This window comes from Pseudokineococcus sp. 1T1Z-3 (assembly GCF_037482365.1).
Classification (GTDB): Bacteria; Actinomycetota; Actinomycetes; order Actinomycetales; family Quadrisphaeraceae; genus Pseudokineococcus.
Genome location: NZ_JBBHZF010000018.1, coordinates 226067 through 241879 on the forward strand (window position 1 = coordinate 226067; position 15813 = coordinate 241879).

12 protein-coding genes and 2 pseudogenes are annotated in these 15813 nt (G+C 76.2%); 4 read left to right on the forward strand and 10 right to left on the reverse strand.

Annotation, left to right across the window (positions count from 1 at the left end):
- Positions 1 to 63 precede the first annotated feature (63 nt).
- The 3 genes and pseudogenes from WDV86_RS16240 (at position 64) to WDV86_RS06220 (ending at position 1872) form a co-directional block, all read left to right on the forward strand.
- Positions 64 to 513 (forward strand): annotated as a pseudogene (locus WDV86_RS16240) (VOC family protein).
- 190 nt (positions 514 to 703) lie between these two features.
- Entirely contained in the window at positions 704 to 1063 is a 360-nt protein-coding gene (locus WDV86_RS06215; RefSeq protein ID WP_339566728.1) for an NmrA family NAD(P)-binding protein, read from the forward strand.
- A complete protein-coding gene (locus WDV86_RS06220) occupies positions 1036 to 1872 on the forward strand; it encodes a DUF6518 family protein (protein WP_339566729.1) in 837 nt (278 codons plus the stop codon). The genes WDV86_RS06215 and WDV86_RS06220 overlap by 28 nt, the downstream gene beginning before the upstream one ends.
- A gap of 72 nt (positions 1873 to 1944) precedes the next feature.
- Here the strand turns inward: WDV86_RS06220 and WDV86_RS06225 are convergent, their stop codons facing one another.
- The 8 genes and pseudogenes from WDV86_RS06225 to dacB form a co-directional block, all read right to left on the reverse strand.
- Entirely contained in the window at positions 1945 to 5037 is a 3093-nt protein-coding gene (locus WDV86_RS06225) for an FAD-binding and (Fe-S)-binding domain-containing protein (RefSeq protein WP_339566730.1), read from the reverse strand.
- A 95-nt stretch (positions 5038 to 5132) separates the two neighbouring features.
- On the reverse strand, positions 5133 to 5687 hold the full coding sequence (hpt, locus tag WDV86_RS06230) for a hypoxanthine phosphoribosyltransferase (RefSeq protein ID WP_339566731.1): 555 nt from the start codon (positions 5685 to 5687) through the stop codon (positions 5133 to 5135).
- Between the two features lie 111 nt (positions 5688 to 5798).
- Positions 5799 to 6389, reverse strand: coding sequence for a TilS substrate-binding domain-containing protein (locus WDV86_RS06235; protein WP_445262967.1), 591 nt, complete (start codon positions 6387 to 6389; stop codon positions 5799 to 5801).
- Positions 6363 to 6746, reverse strand: a pseudogene (locus WDV86_RS06240) (ATP-binding protein); the annotation flags it as partial. The pseudogene WDV86_RS06240 and the gene WDV86_RS06235, both read right to left, overlap by 27 nt.
- Positions 6747 to 6806: 60 nt before the next feature.
- Positions 6807 to 6932 carry a hypothetical protein gene (locus WDV86_RS06245; protein WP_339566732.1) on the reverse strand — a complete coding sequence of 42 codons (126 nt, stop codon included), beginning with the start codon at positions 6930 to 6932 and terminating at the stop codon, positions 6807 to 6809.
- An 8-nt stretch (positions 6933 to 6940) separates the two neighbouring features.
- Positions 6941 to 8089: a zinc-dependent metalloprotease gene (locus WDV86_RS06250; protein ID WP_339566733.1), complete on the reverse strand. Its 1149-nt coding sequence runs from the start codon at positions 8087 to 8089 to the stop codon at positions 6941 to 6943.
- A 154-nt stretch (positions 8090 to 8243) separates the two neighbouring features.
- Entirely contained in the window at positions 8244 to 9989 is a 1746-nt protein-coding gene (locus WDV86_RS06255) for a hypothetical protein (protein WP_339566734.1), read from the reverse strand.
- A gap of 342 nt (positions 9990 to 10331) precedes the next feature.
- Complete coding sequence (gene dacB, locus WDV86_RS06260) at positions 10332 to 11813, reverse strand: D-alanyl-D-alanine carboxypeptidase/D-alanyl-D-alanine endopeptidase (protein WP_339566735.1); 1482 nt, start codon at positions 11811 to 11813, stop codon at positions 10332 to 10334.
- Positions 11814 to 12063: 250 nt separating this feature from the next.
- On the opposite strand from dacB, the gene WDV86_RS06265 reads away from it, so the two are divergent.
- Entirely contained in the window at positions 12064 to 12558 is a 495-nt protein-coding gene (locus tag WDV86_RS06265; protein ID WP_339566736.1) for an inorganic diphosphatase, read from the forward strand.
- Positions 12559 to 12732: 174 nt separating this feature from the next.
- Here the strand turns inward: WDV86_RS06265 and WDV86_RS06270 are convergent, their stop codons facing one another.
- Positions 12733 to 13185: a MarR family winged helix-turn-helix transcriptional regulator gene (locus tag WDV86_RS06270; protein WP_339566737.1), complete on the reverse strand. Its 453-nt coding sequence runs from the start codon at positions 13183 to 13185 to the stop codon at positions 12733 to 12735.
- Positions 13186 to 13350: 165 nt separating this feature from the next.
- A complete protein-coding gene (locus WDV86_RS06275; RefSeq protein ID WP_339566738.1) occupies positions 13351 to 15675 on the reverse strand; it encodes an HAD-IB family phosphatase in 2325 nt (774 codons plus the stop codon).
- Positions 15676 to 15813: the final 138 nt, after the last annotated feature.

A 15813-nucleotide genomic window follows, 5' to 3' on the forward strand; every position in this document is an offset into this window, starting at 1 on the left:
CTCCGACGCCCGGCCGGGGACCACCGGCACCACCAGCGCACCACCGACCGGAAGGACCGTCTCATGAGCCTGAGCACCACCACCCACCTGAACTTCCACGGCCAGGCGCGCGAGGCGCTGCAGGCCTACGCCGACGCCGTCGGCGGGCAGGTGACGATCGCGACCTACGCCGACTTCGGCGCCCCTGCCCATAGCCCCGACGCCGACGCCGTGGTCTGAAGCCAGGTCGCCACCGACGACGGCTTCCGTGTCATGGCCTACGACGTGCCCTCCGCCGGCGGCGAGCAGCCTGTGGCGACCACCACCCGCCAGTACGGCACCACCCACACCACCTCAACGTTCTTCGTGTCCCTGCGCGGCGCGAGCCTCGAGGAAGTCACCCCGGCGTGGTCGGCTCTGGCCGAGGGCGCGACCGTCACCGAGCCCCTGGCCGCCTCCGCCTGTTCCCCGGCCTTCGGGATGCTCACCGACCGCTTCGGCGTCACCTGGGTCGTCGACGCCGCGACCCCCTAACCCGGCCCGCCCCCTGGCGCCTTGGGTCCCACCCACCCGGGTGGGACCCCAAGGCCTGCGCCCCCAAAGCGGCGCGTCACGGTCGCCCCTCCCTGTCGAGACGGCGACCGCCGCCACCCTCGCGAATACCTCGACCTCTCGGCCCGCCAGAACCGGTACGCCCTCCTCCCCGACCCGAGCGGGGGCACCGATGACGAACGCAGGAGCACCGACCGTCGCCCCGCGTCCGTACGCCGTGCTCGGCGCGACCGGCGAGCAGGGCGGCGCGACCGCGCGGACGCTGCTCGCCGCCGGCGCCCGCGTCGACGCCCTGGTCCGTGACCCCACGTCGACCAGGGCCAGGGCACTTGCCGACGACGGATGCCGCCTCGCGCAGGCCGACCTCGACGAGGACGGCGGTCTGCCCGAGGCCCTCGCCGGCACCCAGGGCGTCTTCGCCGTCACTACCTTTGACGGGCCCGGCGGTCCCCGAGGAGGAAGTCGCGCAGGGCCTATGCATCGGCCCCGCGGCCGCCGCGCGCTGTGCTCATACCCGCCCTCCTGGCCGTAGGGGTAGGCCTCGTCGTCGGCGTCCCTACCTTCTACGCCCAAGGCTGGCTGCCCGAGCAGATCGCGCCCCTGGCCAACTCCTCGACGTCGTGGTGCGTCGTCGCGGCGCTGCTCGCCCTCACGGCCCGGTCCGCGCCGGTAGCCGCCCTCACGTTCGCCCTCGCCCTACTGTCGAGGAACATCGGCTACGGCGTCGGGTCGGAGCTGCGGGGCTACCTCTACGGCGCTGCAGGCTTGACCTTCTGGTCGATTGCCGCCATCGCCGCCGGCCCGCCGATCGGCGCGGCGGCCCACTGGACCGCGCAGGGACGGCGGCGACTCGGCCCGCCCGTGGCAGGCGTGCTCACCGGTGTCATCGCCGGCGAGGGCGCCTACGGCCTCCTGGTCCTCGCCGGCAACACGCCCTACGGCCCCTACTACGGCCTCCAGCTCGCCCTCGGCGTCGCCGGCTTGGCATGGGCTGGCGCGCGACTACGCCGACCGACCGCCGTCGCCGTCGCCGCGACCACCGCGACCGCCTTCGTCATCCTTTACGCCAGCCCGGACCTCTTCACCCTGCTCACGGGGTGGACCGTCCGTTGTCCTAGAACCACCGTCCATCACCGTCCATCGGAGGATCGCCTGGTAGCACGGTCGCGGCAGCTGGGAGCCGGCGCCGCCGCTCCCACGCAGCCGTCCCACATGACGACCCCAACCGGCGACGGCGAAGGTCACGGGCGTGCCGAGGTGGCGTCCGACCTCGGCGTCCCAGATGACCTGTCCGGAAGGTCAGTCCCGGACAGGGGCGTCGTACGGCACACCGTCCCGTGACCGGACTGCGACCGCCGAAGTCGCCGCGACAAATGCTCCTCGCGGGGGCGCAGCGAGGCACCCGCCCGCGTCTCAGGGGCGAGCAGTCTCCTCGCCGAGCCCCTGCGCCAGCAGCTCCGCCAGATGGACGCCGCGACGCTCCGACAGCTCGGCGAGCTGCGTGCGGCAGGAGAAGCCGTCGGCGAGGACGACCGTGTCGGCGTCGGCGGCCTCGACGGCGGGCAGCAGGGCGGTGCGGGCGACGGCGACCGAGACGTCGTAGTGGCCCTGCTCGACGCCGAAGTTGCCGGCGAGCCCGCAGCAGCCGCCGAGGGCCGTGACCTCCATGCCGTTGCCGCGCAGCAGCTGGGTGTCGGTCTCGAAGCCGAGCACGGCGTGCTGGTGGCAGTGCGGTTGCGCCACCGCTGTGCGCCCGTCCAGGTGCGGCCACGTGACGTCGCCGGCGTAGGCGGCGAGCACCTCCGCGAGCGTGCGGCTGCGGGCGGCCAGGTCGGTGACGACGTCGGCGGGCACCGCGTCCCGGTCGGAGCCCTCCGCCCCGGACAGCAGCGCCGAGGCGTCGTGCCGCAGCACCGCCAGGCACGAGGGCTCCAGCACGACGAGCGGCACGGGCGCGCCGCCCGGCTCCCCCGCCGTGACCTCTGCGAGCCGCCGCACGGTGCGCCGCAGCTGGCGGCGCGCGAGGTCGAGCTGGCCGGTCGAGACGAGCGTGAGCCCGCAGCAGACGTCCTTGGGCGCCAGCTCGACGTCGAAGCCGGCGTGCTCCAGCACCCGGACCGCCGCGTGCCCGACCTCGGGCGAGAAGTGCTCGGTGAAGCTGTCCGCCCACACGACGACCTTCTGGCCGCCGGCGCCCGGACGTCCGTCGTCGCGGGCCGCCGCGGCGGTCTCGCGGGCGGCGGCCAGCACGCCCGGCGCCGAGGCGCTGAACCGCCGACGGGCGAAGCGCGGCAGGCCGCGGCGCTCGTCGATCCCACCGAGCCGCTTGAGCACGCGCGCCAGCGGCCGCACGGCGAGGACGCCGTTGGCCAGCGCCGGCACGAGCGAGGCGGCCCGCGAGAGGTACGGCAGCCACCCGAGCACGTAGTGGTTGGCCGGGCGCAGCCGCCCCTTGTAGGCCTGGTGGGTCGCCTCGGCCTTGTACGTGGCCATGTCGACGCCGGTGGGGCAGTCCGACAGGCACCCCTTGCACGACAGGCACAGGTCGAGCGCCTCGCGGACCTCCGGGGAGCGCCAGCCCTGCGTGACCGTGGTCCCCGCGCCGAGGGAGCCCGCGACCATCTCCTGCAGCACCCGGGAACGCCCCCGGGTGGAGTCCTTCTCGTCCTTCGTCGCGAGGTAGGAAGGGCACATGACGCCGCCGGAGCCTGTGGTGTCGGCCCGGCACTTGCCGACGCCGACGCACCGGTGCACGGCCGCGGCGAAGCTGCCGTCGTCGGCGCGGTAGCCGAAGGCCAGCGGCTGCGGCCGGCGCGGCGCTCCCGCGGCGCCCGGCGCACCACGGCCGGTGAGCGCGGGCGGCGCCCAGGGCCGCGGCCGCAGGTCGGCGTCCAGCGCCCGCGGACGCACGAGGACCCCTGGGTTGAGCACGCCCTCGGGGTCGAAGAGGTCCTTGACCTGCGCGAAGAGGTCCAGCACGCGCGGGGAGTACATGTGGTGCAGCAGCTCGCTGCGTGCGCGTCCGTCGCCGTGCTCCCCCGACATCGAGCCGCCGTGTGAGGCGACGAGAGCGGCTGCGGCGTCGACGAACTCGCGGTAGACGCCCTCGTGACCCGGCTGCTCCAGCGGGTAGTCGATGCGAACGTGCAGGCAGCCGTCCCCGAAGTGGCCGTAGGGGATGGCCGTGAGGCCGTGCTGCTCCATCAGCGCGTCGAAGTCGCGCAGGTAGGCCGCCAGCCGCTCCGGCGGCACGGCCGTGTCCTCCCAGCCCGCGTGCCCCGGCCGGCCCGACGGCGCCCGCGTGGCCAGGCCGGCGCCGTCCTCGCGGATGCGCCAGATGGCCCGCGCGGCGGCGGGGTCCTCGACGACGTCGGTCGCGCTCGTCCCGCTGTCGGCGACGACGGCGCGGGCCCGGTCGGCGAGGTCGGCCAGCCCCTCGGGGGTGGCTCCGCGCTCGTCCGTGCCCAGCTCGACGAGCAGCCAGCCACCGCCGGCCGGCAGCGCCGGCACGGGCGCCCGCAGGCGCTGCTCGATCGCCTCGACGATCCGCCGGTCCAGGCCCTCGCAGGCCACCGGGCGGTGCCGCAGGATGGCGGGCACGGCCTCGGCGGCCTCGACCATGTCGCGGTAGCCGAGGACGACGAGCACCGTGCGCGCGGGCTGGCGCACGAGCCGCAGCTCGGCGCGGGTGACCAGCGCGAGCGTCCCCTCGCTGCCGACGAGCAGCCGGCTCGCGTCGAAGCCTTTCTCGGGCAGCAGGTGCTCCAGGGCGTACCCCGAGACCTGACGGCCGAAGCGGCCCAGCTCCGTACGGATGGTGCCGAGGTCGCCCGCCACGACGTCGCGCAGGCCCGCCAGCAGCGGCGAGGTCTCCGGCGTCGAGAGGTCCGGCGTCTGCTGCGGGCGGTCGGGACGCTCCCCGCCGGAGCTGCGCAGCACCAGCCGCTCCCCCGTGCCGGCGACGGCGGACAGCCCGAGGACGTTGGCGTCGGTCCGCCCGTAGCCCAGGGCCCGTGAGCCGCAGGCGTTGTTGCCGATCATGCCGCCGAGGGCGGCGCGGCTGCCCGAGGAGGGGTCGGGCCCGAAGCGCAGGCCGTGCGGGGCCAGCAGGCGTTGCAGGTCACCCAGCACGAGGCCGGGCTCGACGACGGCGGTCGCGGCCTCGGCGTCCAGCTCCAGCAGGCGGTTCAGGTGCCGGGAGGTGTCCAGGACGACGCCGGTGCTGACGGCGTTGCCGGCGATGGAGGTGCCACCGCCGCGGGCGACGAGCGGCGCACCGGTCTCGCGGGCGACGTCGAGCGCGGCGGCGACCTCGTCGGCCGACCGCGGGAAGGCGACGACCTGCGGCACCACCCGGTAGATCGAGCCGTCGCTGGAGTACTCGGCCCGCCGGCGCGCGGAGGTGTCGACGTCCTCCAGCCCGGCACGGCGCAGCGCGGCCTCGACGTCACGAGGGGTGGGCTCCCCGGCGGCCGGGGCGGCGGGCGGCGGGGCGGTGGTGGTCACGGCAGACCTTCCGGTGCGCACGAGCGGTGGCCCGGCGAACGGGTCATGGCTCGACGGTCGGGGCTCCCGGCGGGCGGCACGGCCGGGACGGGCGCTCAGCTCTCGTAGACGTGCGGGGCGAGCGTGCCGACGAAGGGCAGCCCGCGGTAGTGCTCGGCGTAGTCCAGGCCGTAGCCGACGACGAACTCGTCGGGAATCTCGAAGCCCGTGTAGCGGACGTCGACGTGGACCTTGGCGGCGTCGGGCTTGCGCAGCAGCGCGAGCACCTCGACCGAGGCCGCGCCGCGGCTGGAGAGGTTGGCGACGAGCCAGGACAGGGTCAGGCCGGAGTCGATGATGTCCTCGACGACGAGGACGTGGCGGCCGGTGAGGTCGGTGTCGAGGTCCTTGATGATGCGGACCACGCCGGAGGACTTGGTGCCGGAGCCGTAGCTGGACACCGCCATCCAGTCCATCTGCGCCGGCAGGTGCAGCGCCCGGACGAAGTCGGCCATGACGAGCGCCGCCCCCTTGAGGACGCCGACGAGCAGCACGTCCTTGTCGGCGTAGTCCTCGTCCACCTGCGCGGCCATCTCCGCGAGCCGGGTGCTGATGTCGTCCGCCGACAGCAGGACCTTCTTCAGGTCCGCTCCCATGTCCGAGGCGTCCACGCGCGGGGGGCTCCTTCTACCGGTCTCGCCGGTCCCGCGGGATCTCGGCGGGCGGCTGGTCGGGCCGACGCGGAGCCGGGCGGGGGCCGAGGCGCTCGCCGGACCACGGGCTCAGCGGGAGGCTGACGCCAGGAGCAGCCTGCCACAGGCGCGGCGGCCCTCGACCGCCCCGGGCAGGTGCACGGGCCCCTGGCCGTGCCAGGCGGTGACGAGCCGGTCGAGGGCCTCGACGTGGACGGCGGCCAGCGTTCCCGCCGGGACGCCCGCGCACGTGGCCGCCTGGTGGAGCGCACGCGTGCGCAGGGCCGCGTGCGCGGCGGCGAGGGCGTCGACGTCGAGGGACAGGCCTCCCTCGGACGCGACGTCGACGGCGCCCGGCGGGCCGCCCGGGTCTGAGGTTCCACCGGCGTGGTCGGTGGCGTGGTGCGGGGCGACGGCGGCGGCGAGCAGCTCGGCGGCGAGGGCGTCGAGGAGGTCGGCGTCCTCGCGCAGCAGCGCGGCCGAGCGCGCGAGCGCGGCCGCGACGCCCGGGCCGAGGTCCGCCTCCAGGCGCGGCAGCGTCGAGGCGCGGACGAGGGCGCGCCGGCGGCCGGGGTCCTCCGGCGCGGTGTCGCGGGGGTCGGCGTTGGTCGGGTCGTGCCACGGCTGCAGACCCAGCGCGGCGCAGACGGCCTCGGTGGTGGCGCGGGGCAGGTCGAGCAGGGGGCGGCGCAGCAGGCCGCGCCGGGGTGGGATGCCGGCGAGGGAGCGGGCGCCCGAGCCGCGGGCGAGGGCGAGCAGCACCTGCTCGGCCTGGTCGTCGCGGGTGTGGCCCAGCAGCACGGCGACGGCGCCGGTGCGCTCCGCCGCGGCGGCCAGGGCGGCGTGCCGGCCGTCGCGCGCACGGGCCTCGGGGCCGCCACCGGTCGCCTCGTCGTCGGCCAGGCGGACGACGTCGACCGGGTCAAGCCCGAGGGAGCGGCAGGCGCGGGCGGCGCGGGCGGCGACGTCGGCGCTGCCGTCCTGGAGGGCGTGGTCGACGACGAGCGCACCTCCGCGGCCGCGACGCCCCCCGCGGCGGCCCGGCCGGGCCCACCACGCGAGCCCCGCGGCGAGGGCGAGGGAGTCGGGCCCACCGCTTCAGCCGACGAGGACGAGCGCGTCGCGGGGCAGGTCGGCGAGCGAGCACTCCACCGCCCGGCGGACGGCGGCGACCGCGGGGTCGGGCGAGCGGGGGCGCCCCGCCGTCGTGCCTGCCTCCGTCACCGGAGGGCCTAGCCGTGCACCCGGGTGACCCACGCGCGCGGGTCGGCGATCTCGCCCGGCGTCGGCAGCGCCTCGGGCCCGGACCAGACCGCGTTGAGGCCCTCGTGGCCGACGTCGGCGACGACGCCGCGGACGAAGCCGGCGCCGTCGGTGTACTGGCGCATCTTGGCGTCCATGCCGAGCAGGCGGCGGACCACGCGGTCCAGCCCCGGCCTGCCCCCGCGGCGGGCGCTGAAGCGCCGGCGGATGGTGTCCACGGACGGCACGACGCCCGGGCCGACCTCGTCCATGACGACGTCGGCGTGCCCCTCCAGCAGGGACATGACGGCCGTGACCTCCTCGATGACGGCGCGCTGCTCCGGCGTCGCGAGCAGGCCGACGAGCCCGTCACCGCCCTCGCCGAGAGCGGCGGGCAGCCGGGCCGCCGCGTCGCGCAGCCGCGCGGCGAGCTCGCCCGGGCCGCCGACGACGTCGCTGACGAGACCTTCGGTGCGCGAGCGCAGGTGCCCGGCGAGCCAGGGCGCAGAGGCGAACTGGACGCGGTGGGTCTCCTCGTGCAGGCAGACCCACAGGCGGAAGTCCCGCGGCCGCAGGCCCAGCTCACGCTCGACGTGGACGACGTTGGGCGCCACGAGCAGCAGCCGGCCGGGCTCTGCGGGGGCCTCCGGGCTCGGGGTGGGCGAACCGGTCGGGTCGGGCCCGAAGGGGTCGTACTGGCCGAGCACCCGGGGCGCGAGGTAGGCCAGCAGCGCCCCGACCTCGGCCCCCGACGCGCGCCGGGCCAGCGCCGTGGCCGCGGCCGCGCCGGGACCGTCCTCCCGGCGGGTGCGGCCGCTCTCGGCGTCCTTGGCCCGGCGGGCGTCACGGGCGGCGACGAGGGGGGCGGCGAGCAGCTCGCGGAAGGCCGCGACGTTGGCGCGCACCCACCCGGGGCGGTCGACGACGACGGCGCCGGTGTCCGGGGCGACGTGCAGGCCCGTCGTCTCCCCCACGTGGCCGGTGGCGCGCTCGGCCAGACGGCGCAGCTGGGCGACGGCGCGGTCGGCCTCCGCGCGGCTCACCGGCGGCCCCGGGGCCACGAGGCGGCCGGCGACGGTGACGGCCAGCTCCCAGTCGACGAGCTGGTCGACGAGCGGGGTCTGGCCTGAGGAGGTCACCGGCGTCACGGTACGGCGGGCAGCACGGGGTGCTGATGGCGAGCACGGCGAGTCCAACCTTCTCCGCACCGCCTCCAGCGCCGAGTTGGACGCAGTGTCGGCGGCAGGTCCCCCGGCCGGGCGACCCGGTCAGCAGGCGCGAGCCACGACCCACTCACAGGTCAGGGGCGGGTGCCCGGCCGTCGAGCGTCTCGACGCCGCGACTCGAGACGGTGAAGCCGTCCTGGCTCCCGTCGCGTGAGCAGCTGACCCCCGTCTCGGCGACCGAGCAGGTGTACCCGCTGTGCCGCACCGACACCCCGTACGGGACGACGGCCACGTCGGACTGGGGTCCCGGCCGCGTCTCGGCGGGGAACTCCAGCGTCCAGGGCTGCCCGGCGGGGGCCGACGGCCCCTCGCCCGTGCAAAACCAGCTGACCCCCTCCTCGCCGACCTGGACACCGCCCAGCCCGTAGGACGCCGGGTCGGAGCACACCTGCTCGTCCGGCGGCAGGGTCGAGAAGTCCATGAGCTCGGAGATGTAGCAGCTGGCGGGCCACCAGCCGTCCATGGTGCACGACACGGCTCCGGACGGGGACACGAACGAGACGTCGTCGTAGGCCGACACGTCCCACACGCGACTTCCGGCCAAGCGGTCGGGAGTGTCCACCCACACCGCCAGCTGCCAGGCCTCGGGCGGCAGGAGTCGGTCTCCGGCCCAGCTGAATGTCTGGAGCGCCGGTCCGACGACCCCGAGGTAGACGTTGACCGTCCTCAGCGTCTCCGCCGCACGACCGACGGCAGCCGCCCCCTGGCTCAGGCCGGCTCCCCTCATCACGGCGGTCACCGCGGGGCCGAGGCTCCTCTCGGCCGCGTCGAGGCACGCCTTGAAGGCTCTTGCAGTCCCGGCGGCTCCGTCCGCGCCCTCGATCTCGTCCGCGCAACCGGCCACGGCGACGACCGCGGACACCGCGCTGACGTCGAGGCCGACGCCGGTGGTGACCAGCTGCTTGGCGATCACGCCCACCAGGAAGGTCGGTGCACTCGGGACGAGGACCTCGACCAGGGGCTCGTCGCCGACCGCGCTCGCCTGCTCGCGGGTGAAGGTGAACGTCATCTCCTCCCCGCCCCCGAGCAGCTCACCCCCGCCGGTCAACGCCTGCACGGCCGTCGCGAGGGACTCGGCTACCGGACTGCCCGGCGTCGCCGTGGTCGCCAACGCGCCCTGCAGGTCAATGGCGTAGGTGCTGTTGGTCCGCGACGCGGGGACGGCTCCGGTGCGCACGAAGTAGCCGTACCCACGGTTGGCCCGGACGACGACATGCAGGAGGTCAGGGTCGTCGGCGCTCTGGCCCGTGCACCAGCGCAGCGGGTTGTTCGCGTGGTCGGCCATGACGGTGACCGTGTGCACCCACTCCGGGGACCCGCCCGAGCACGTGGGCGCCGCGACCCGGGTGTCGAAGAGCGCACCGACGACGTAGTAGGCGCCGTCGCCGACGGAGACGACCGCGCGGCCGGCTGCGTCTCGCACCGCCCGCGCCCTCCGCGCCGCGCCCTGGCCGAGCTCGGCGACCTGGGCGCCGCCCCGCTCCAGCGAGTCGCGGACGTCCCCGAGAGCTCCAACGGCCGAGCTCACCACGTCGGTCCATAGCGAGAGGTGGTCTGTCGTCGCGCTGAGCGTCGTGCGGTCCGGCGACAAGACCGAGTCGACGGGGAGCCAGAGATGGAGCTCCGGGTCGTAGAAGGCGAAGGTGGCCTGAGCCCCCGCGGGGAGGGGCTCCCGGTAGTGCCGCTCCAAGACCACCCCACCGAGAGGGATGGCCTCCGCGGTGATCTCCACCGGTGCGGCGACCGCGGCGCCCAGGTCCGCCCAGTCGGCCAACAGCGTGAGCGGAAGGTCGTCCTCGTCCGGGACCGTCATGGCGATGTCGGCCTCGCTGCCGACGAGCCTTGCGCTGCGTCCTGCCAGGGATACCTCGCCGGCAGCGACGACGCCGGTACCGGTGGGCGACGGGTCCCCCGGCGCCTCACCGACCGGCTCGACAACCTCTGGAAAGGTCTCGGGCCCCTGCGACGGTGCGGACGTGCACCCGCTCATAAGGAGCACTGCCAACACGACCATGGCGAGGTACCGCGCCCGGAAGACCACTCGTCGCATGCCCGGCATCCTGGCGTCTCGGTGCCCGCTCCGGGGACACCCCCGGGGACGCGGCCTCTCGGCCCGCGGGATCCATGCTCCGTGCGCCGTCGCCGCGTCAGCTGCCTACCGGCAGCCGCAGCCGGCCAGCGCCCCGGCGACGTCGTCGAAGGCCGCGCGGGCACCCGGCGTGGACGTGATCTGGTCGGCGGAGAGGGCGAAGACGAGCAGCCGTCCGTCGGCGTCGACGACGACGCCGGCCAGCGACGTGACGCCGAAGAGGGAGCCCGTCTTGGCGCGGACGACGCCGCGGCCGGTGGGGTCGTCGACGAGGCGGTCGGTGAGGGAGCCGGTGAGGCCCGCGACGGGCAGGCCGGCGAGCAGCGGCCGGAAGGCCTCGTCCTGGACGGCGACCTCCAGCACACCGGCGATGGCCCGCGGCGTCAGCCGTCCGCCGTCCCCCAGGCCGCTGCCGTCGGGCAGCGCGACGCCGGTGACGTCGACGCCGAGGTCGGCGACGGCGTCCGTGATCGCCTGCGCCGCACCGACCGGCGTCACGGGCGCGCCCCGCTCGCGGGCGACGAGCAGGCCGAGGAGCTCGGCGGAGGTGTTGTCGCTGACGCGCAGCATGTGCCCGACGACGTCGGCGACCGGCGCCGAGGAGACCTCGCCGAGGACGGGCGCGTCGTCCGGCACGGCGGCCGGGTCGACCCGGGCGGGGTCGCCGGCGACGTCGACGCCGCGCTCGCGCAGGAGGTCGGCGAGCCGGTCGGTGGCGGCGAGCCCGGGGTCGGCGGCGCGGCGGGAGTACTCCTCGTCCAGGAGCCGGCCGCCGTTGACGGCGACGCCCGTGACGTCGGCGGCGTAGCCGTTGGCGACGTCGACCGCGAGCCAGCCGGGCGGGCGCACCGGGCCGGTCGGGGCGAGCGGGTCGGCCAGGCGTAGCGCCAGCGCGCCGGTGCCCCGCGCGGCGAGGGAGGCGGCGACGTCGTCGGCGAGGTCCGCGAGCCCGGCGTGGCCGACGACGGCGCCCGGGTCCCCCGCGCCCGCGGACAGGAAGTTGTCGCCGTCGGCGAGCAGGACGGCGGTGGGGGTCTCGGCGCCGGCGTCGGTGAGCACGACGGTGGTGGGGAAGGTCGCCGCCGGGTCCAGCTCGGCGAGGGCGGCGGCCGCCGTGAGCAGCTTGACGGTCGACGCCGGCTCCAGGGCGGCGTCGGCGCCGACGTCGAGGAGCACCTCGCCCGTGAGCCCGTCGGTGACGAGGGCGGCGCGGGAGGGGCCGAGGGCAGGGTCGCCGAGGAAGGGGGCGACGACGTCGGCCAGCACGGCCGGGTCGGGCACGGGGGCGTCGGTCCCGGCGGCGGCCAGCACGGGATCACCGGGCAGCGCGGGGGGCAGCTCGGCGCCGGGGGCGGCGGGCCACGGGTCCGGGTCGGGCGGGGGCGCCGTCGTCAGCGGGCCGGGGACGACGTCGGCCGCGTCGCCGAGGGCGTAGCCGCCGCCGAGGACCAGCAGCGCGGCGACGGCGAGGGCGGCGCGGCGACGGCGGGCGCGCCGACGGGGCGGTGCGGAGGGTCGCCGACGGGCGGGTGCGCGGCTGGGCGTCACGCCACCTCCTCGGCTCCTCGTGCGGGACGGGCGGTCTCGCGGCCGACGCCTCGGGCTGCGCACCGGGGCCGGCTGCCGGCTGCGGGGCCCCGACGGGGCTCGCGGCCGCCGTCGATAGGCCAGACTACGAGGCCAGCCCCGGCCCGACGCGGGTGCTCAGCACCTCCAGCAGCACTTCGCAGAGGCGGGCACGGGGCGGATCGACGTGACCCAGACGAGCACCAGGACCACCGCCGGGAGGGCGTGCACCGTGGACTTCGACGTGACCATCGAGATCCCCAAGGGGAACCGCAACAAGTACGAGGTCGACCACGAGACGGGACGGATCCGCCTGGACCGCACCCTCTTCACGGCGACGCGGTACCCCGCGGACTACGGCTTCATCGACGGCACGCTCGGCGACGACGGCGACCCGCTCGACGCGCTCGTCATGCTCGACGAGCCGACGTTCCCGGGCTGCGTCGTCCGTGCGCGGGCGGTCGGGATGTTCCACATGCGGGACGAGGCCGGTGGCGACGACAAGGTCCTCTGCGTGCCCGCCGGCGACCCTCGGCTGGAGCACATCAAGGACCTGGAGGACGTCGGCGAGTTCTACCGCCAGGAGATCGACCACTTCTTCCGGATCTACAAGGACCTCGAGCCGGGCAAGTCCGTCGAGGGCTCGCACTGGGTCGGCCGCGCCGACGCCGAGGCCGAGATCGAGAACTCCCGCAAGCGCCTCGAGGAGGCCGGCGGCCACCTCTGAGCCGTCGGCGGTGGCACCGGCGTCCGCGTCGGTGCCACCGCTCTGGCCGGGGCGACGCACGCCCTGGCCGCGCGGTCACCCGCGATGTGACCTTGACGCGCCGCTCCCCCTCGCGATGTGTGACCGTGACGCGCCGAGCGCCCGACAAGGTCACACGTCGCGGGGCAAGGCGGCTCAGGGCAGCGGGGCGACGGCGTCGTTCAGGCGGCCGAGCAGGGTGGCGAGGGTGAGCACGTCCTCGTCGGTCCAGACGTCGAGGCGCGCGCGAAGCGTCGCGCGGCGCACCGAGCGCACCCGGTCGAGGCGCTCCTGGCCCTCGTCGGTCAGGCGCACCAGCGACGCGCGGCCGTCGCTCGGGTCCTCCGTGCGCTCGGCGAGGCCGAGCTCCACCAGCTGGGAGAGCTGGCGCGACGTCGTCGGCTTGCCGATCCCGAGGAAGGCCGCCAGGTCGGTGGTGCGCTCGGCGCCCACGGCGGACAGCCGCAGCAGGATGCCGTAGGCGGAGTGGTCGAGGTCGGGGTGCACCTCGCTGGCCCCTGACGTCGACAACGCCCGCGCGCGCCGGACCAGCAGCCCCACCTGCGTCTCCAGCGCCGCCACCGCCTGCTCGTGCGCGTCAGCACCCACCCTGAACGACCTCCTCCTGCGACGTCCCGCCCGTGGTCGACCGCACGTCCGACACCGAGGCGCTCACCCGCTCGGCACCCGACGAGTCGACGTCCCCGCCCATGAGACCCCGACCCTCGTGAGCCCCACCACTCACGGGCTCCCGACCCTCAAGAGCGAGGACCCTCAAGAGCCAGGGCCCCTCGGCGGCCGCAACGGCCGAGGCAGCGTCGTGCGCGCGGCCCACAGCTCCACGGGCCACCCGGCGCGCCGCGCGGCGCGCAGCAGCGGGACGTCGGGCGAGACCGCCGTCGGCAGCCCCACGCACCGCAGCAGCGGCAGGTCGGAGTGGCTGTCGGCGTAGGCGTAGCTGCCCGCCAGGTCGAAGCCGTGCACCTCGGCGTACCGCTTGACCCACGCCGCGCGCCCCTCCCCCACGAGCGGCGGCGCCACGAGGTAGCCGGTGGCACGCCCGTCCTGGTCCGAGGCCAGCCGCGAGCTGACCACCTCGTCGAAGAAGGGCACGAGCGGGCGGGTGAGCTGCTCGACGGCGCCCGTCAGCAGCACCGTGCGGTGCCCGGCGGCGCGGTGGTCGGCGACCCGGGCGAGCGCGGCGTCGCTGGTGCGCTCCAGCAGGGCCGGCGCGAGGACGGTGTCGGCGAGCTTGTCGAGCACCGCGAGGTCGGCACCCCGGTAGCGCCGGTAGACCTGCCGGAGGAAGTCGCTGCGGTCGCGCCGCTCGGCGAGCAGCATCGACGGCAGCCGGCCGGCGAGCGCGACGACCTCGCGGGCCGCGCGGGCGCTGCGCAGGCCGGGCAGCCGGGTCCACAGGTAGGTCTCGACGACGTTCGCCGTCAGCAGCGTCCCGTCGAGGTCGAAGACGGCGAGGACGTCCGACGCAGGTGCGCCGGCAGCGGCGGGCACGAGCGGACGTCGCACGCCGCCCGGGCCGCGGCGGGCCCGCATCGCGCGCAGGGCGTCCTGCTTGCGCACGGGCGCGGTGACGCTCGGGGCGTGCACGTCGCGGATGTAGTGCTCCCAGTCCACGACGGCGGTGTCGAAGCCGAGCGCGGGCACGTCGGCCGGGTCCAGCGCGCGGTGCAGGGCCAGCGTCGCGTCGTCGACGAAGTGCAGCTCGGACTGGGTGTACGGCTGGTACAGGTCGGAGTAGCGGCGCAGCACCTCCAGCCGGGTCCCGAGCCGGTCGAGGTCACGGCTCCACCCGCGCACCCGCTCCGAGCGCGGCACGTAGGTCAGGGCCCGCTCGGCCGCACCGTGCACCCGCTCGCCCAGCGCGAGCCGCCGCTCGACGTGCGCGGCACCCGGGAAGTCCCACACCGGCAGCTCGCCGACGTCGGGGGCGTCGAAGGGGTGGGCGAGGAAGTGCTCGCGCACGAGCTCGTAGAGCCGCCGGAAGGTCAGCGGGTTGCGGGCCCCGGAGGAGACGTGGAAGTACGCCGGGGAGCCGGGCTCCGGCGTCGTCGCGCACACCGCGACGAGGGCGCCGACGACGTGGTCGACGGGCACGATGTCGATCGTCGAGTCCGGCGCCGCGGGCACCTCGGGCAGCTCGCCGCGGCCGTAGCTCATGATGAGCGGCTCGGCCATCTTGAAGCCCTCGATCCACCCCGGGAAAGGGTGCACGAGAGCGGACTCCACGATCGAGGGCCGCACCACGCTCACGGGCAGCGGCGCGCCCAGCTCCTCGACGACGCGCTCGCCGAGGGCCTTGGTGAAGGTGTAGACGTCGGTCCAGCCGAGGCTGTGCCCCCGCTGGCGGCCGGCCTCCTGCTGCTGCTGCGCGACCCACTCCCGGCGCCGGCGCTCGGCGTCGGCCGCGACCGTCAGCGGCCCGGCGCGCCCGTGCAGGGCCTGGGCCTCGGCGTTGAGGCGAGCCAGCACCGCGGGCGTGCGGGAGTCCTCCTCCAGCCGGGCGGCGAGACGGTCGGCCGCCTCCAGCTCGGTGCGCCAGTCGACGTCGTGCTCGACGGAGGCCTCGGGGACGGGCCCGCGGCGGCGGCCGCCGACGTACGCCGTCGAGACGTGGACGTAGTGGACGCCGGGGCGGGGGCGCCCGTCGGCGGCGACCCGGTCGGGGCCCGGCGCGCTGGCCTCCAGGACCCGCTCGAGCAGCCGGCCGGTGCCGACCACGTTGACGGCGAAGGCTTCCTGCAGCGGCGGCGCGAAACCGACCTCGCCGGCGCAGTGGACGACGACGTCGAGGTCGCGCGGCAGCCGCGGGACGTCGGCGAGGTCACCCTCGAGGACCTCGACGCGGGCGGCCAGCTGCTCCAGGCCGCCGGCAGCCTCCACCGCGGGTGCGAAGGTGCGACGACGCAGCAGGCGGACCACGCGGTCGGCGGCCGGCTGGCCGGCCTTGGGTCGTACGAGGACCACGGGCCGGACCTCGGGCGCCTCGACGAGCAGCGTGCGCAGCAGGGCCTCGCCGATGAAGCCCGTGACCCCGGTCAGGAGGATGCGCCGCCCCGCGAGGGCGTCCTTCAGACGCACAGCCGCGTCACCTCGCGCCCCTCTCGAGTGCCCCCGGGACGGCTCCCGTCCGGGTCGGCGCCCGCAGGCTGGAGCTGCGCCGCGCCGGTCGGCGCAGACCTTACGGGAGCCCGTCCCGCCCCGTGACGCTCCGCCGGG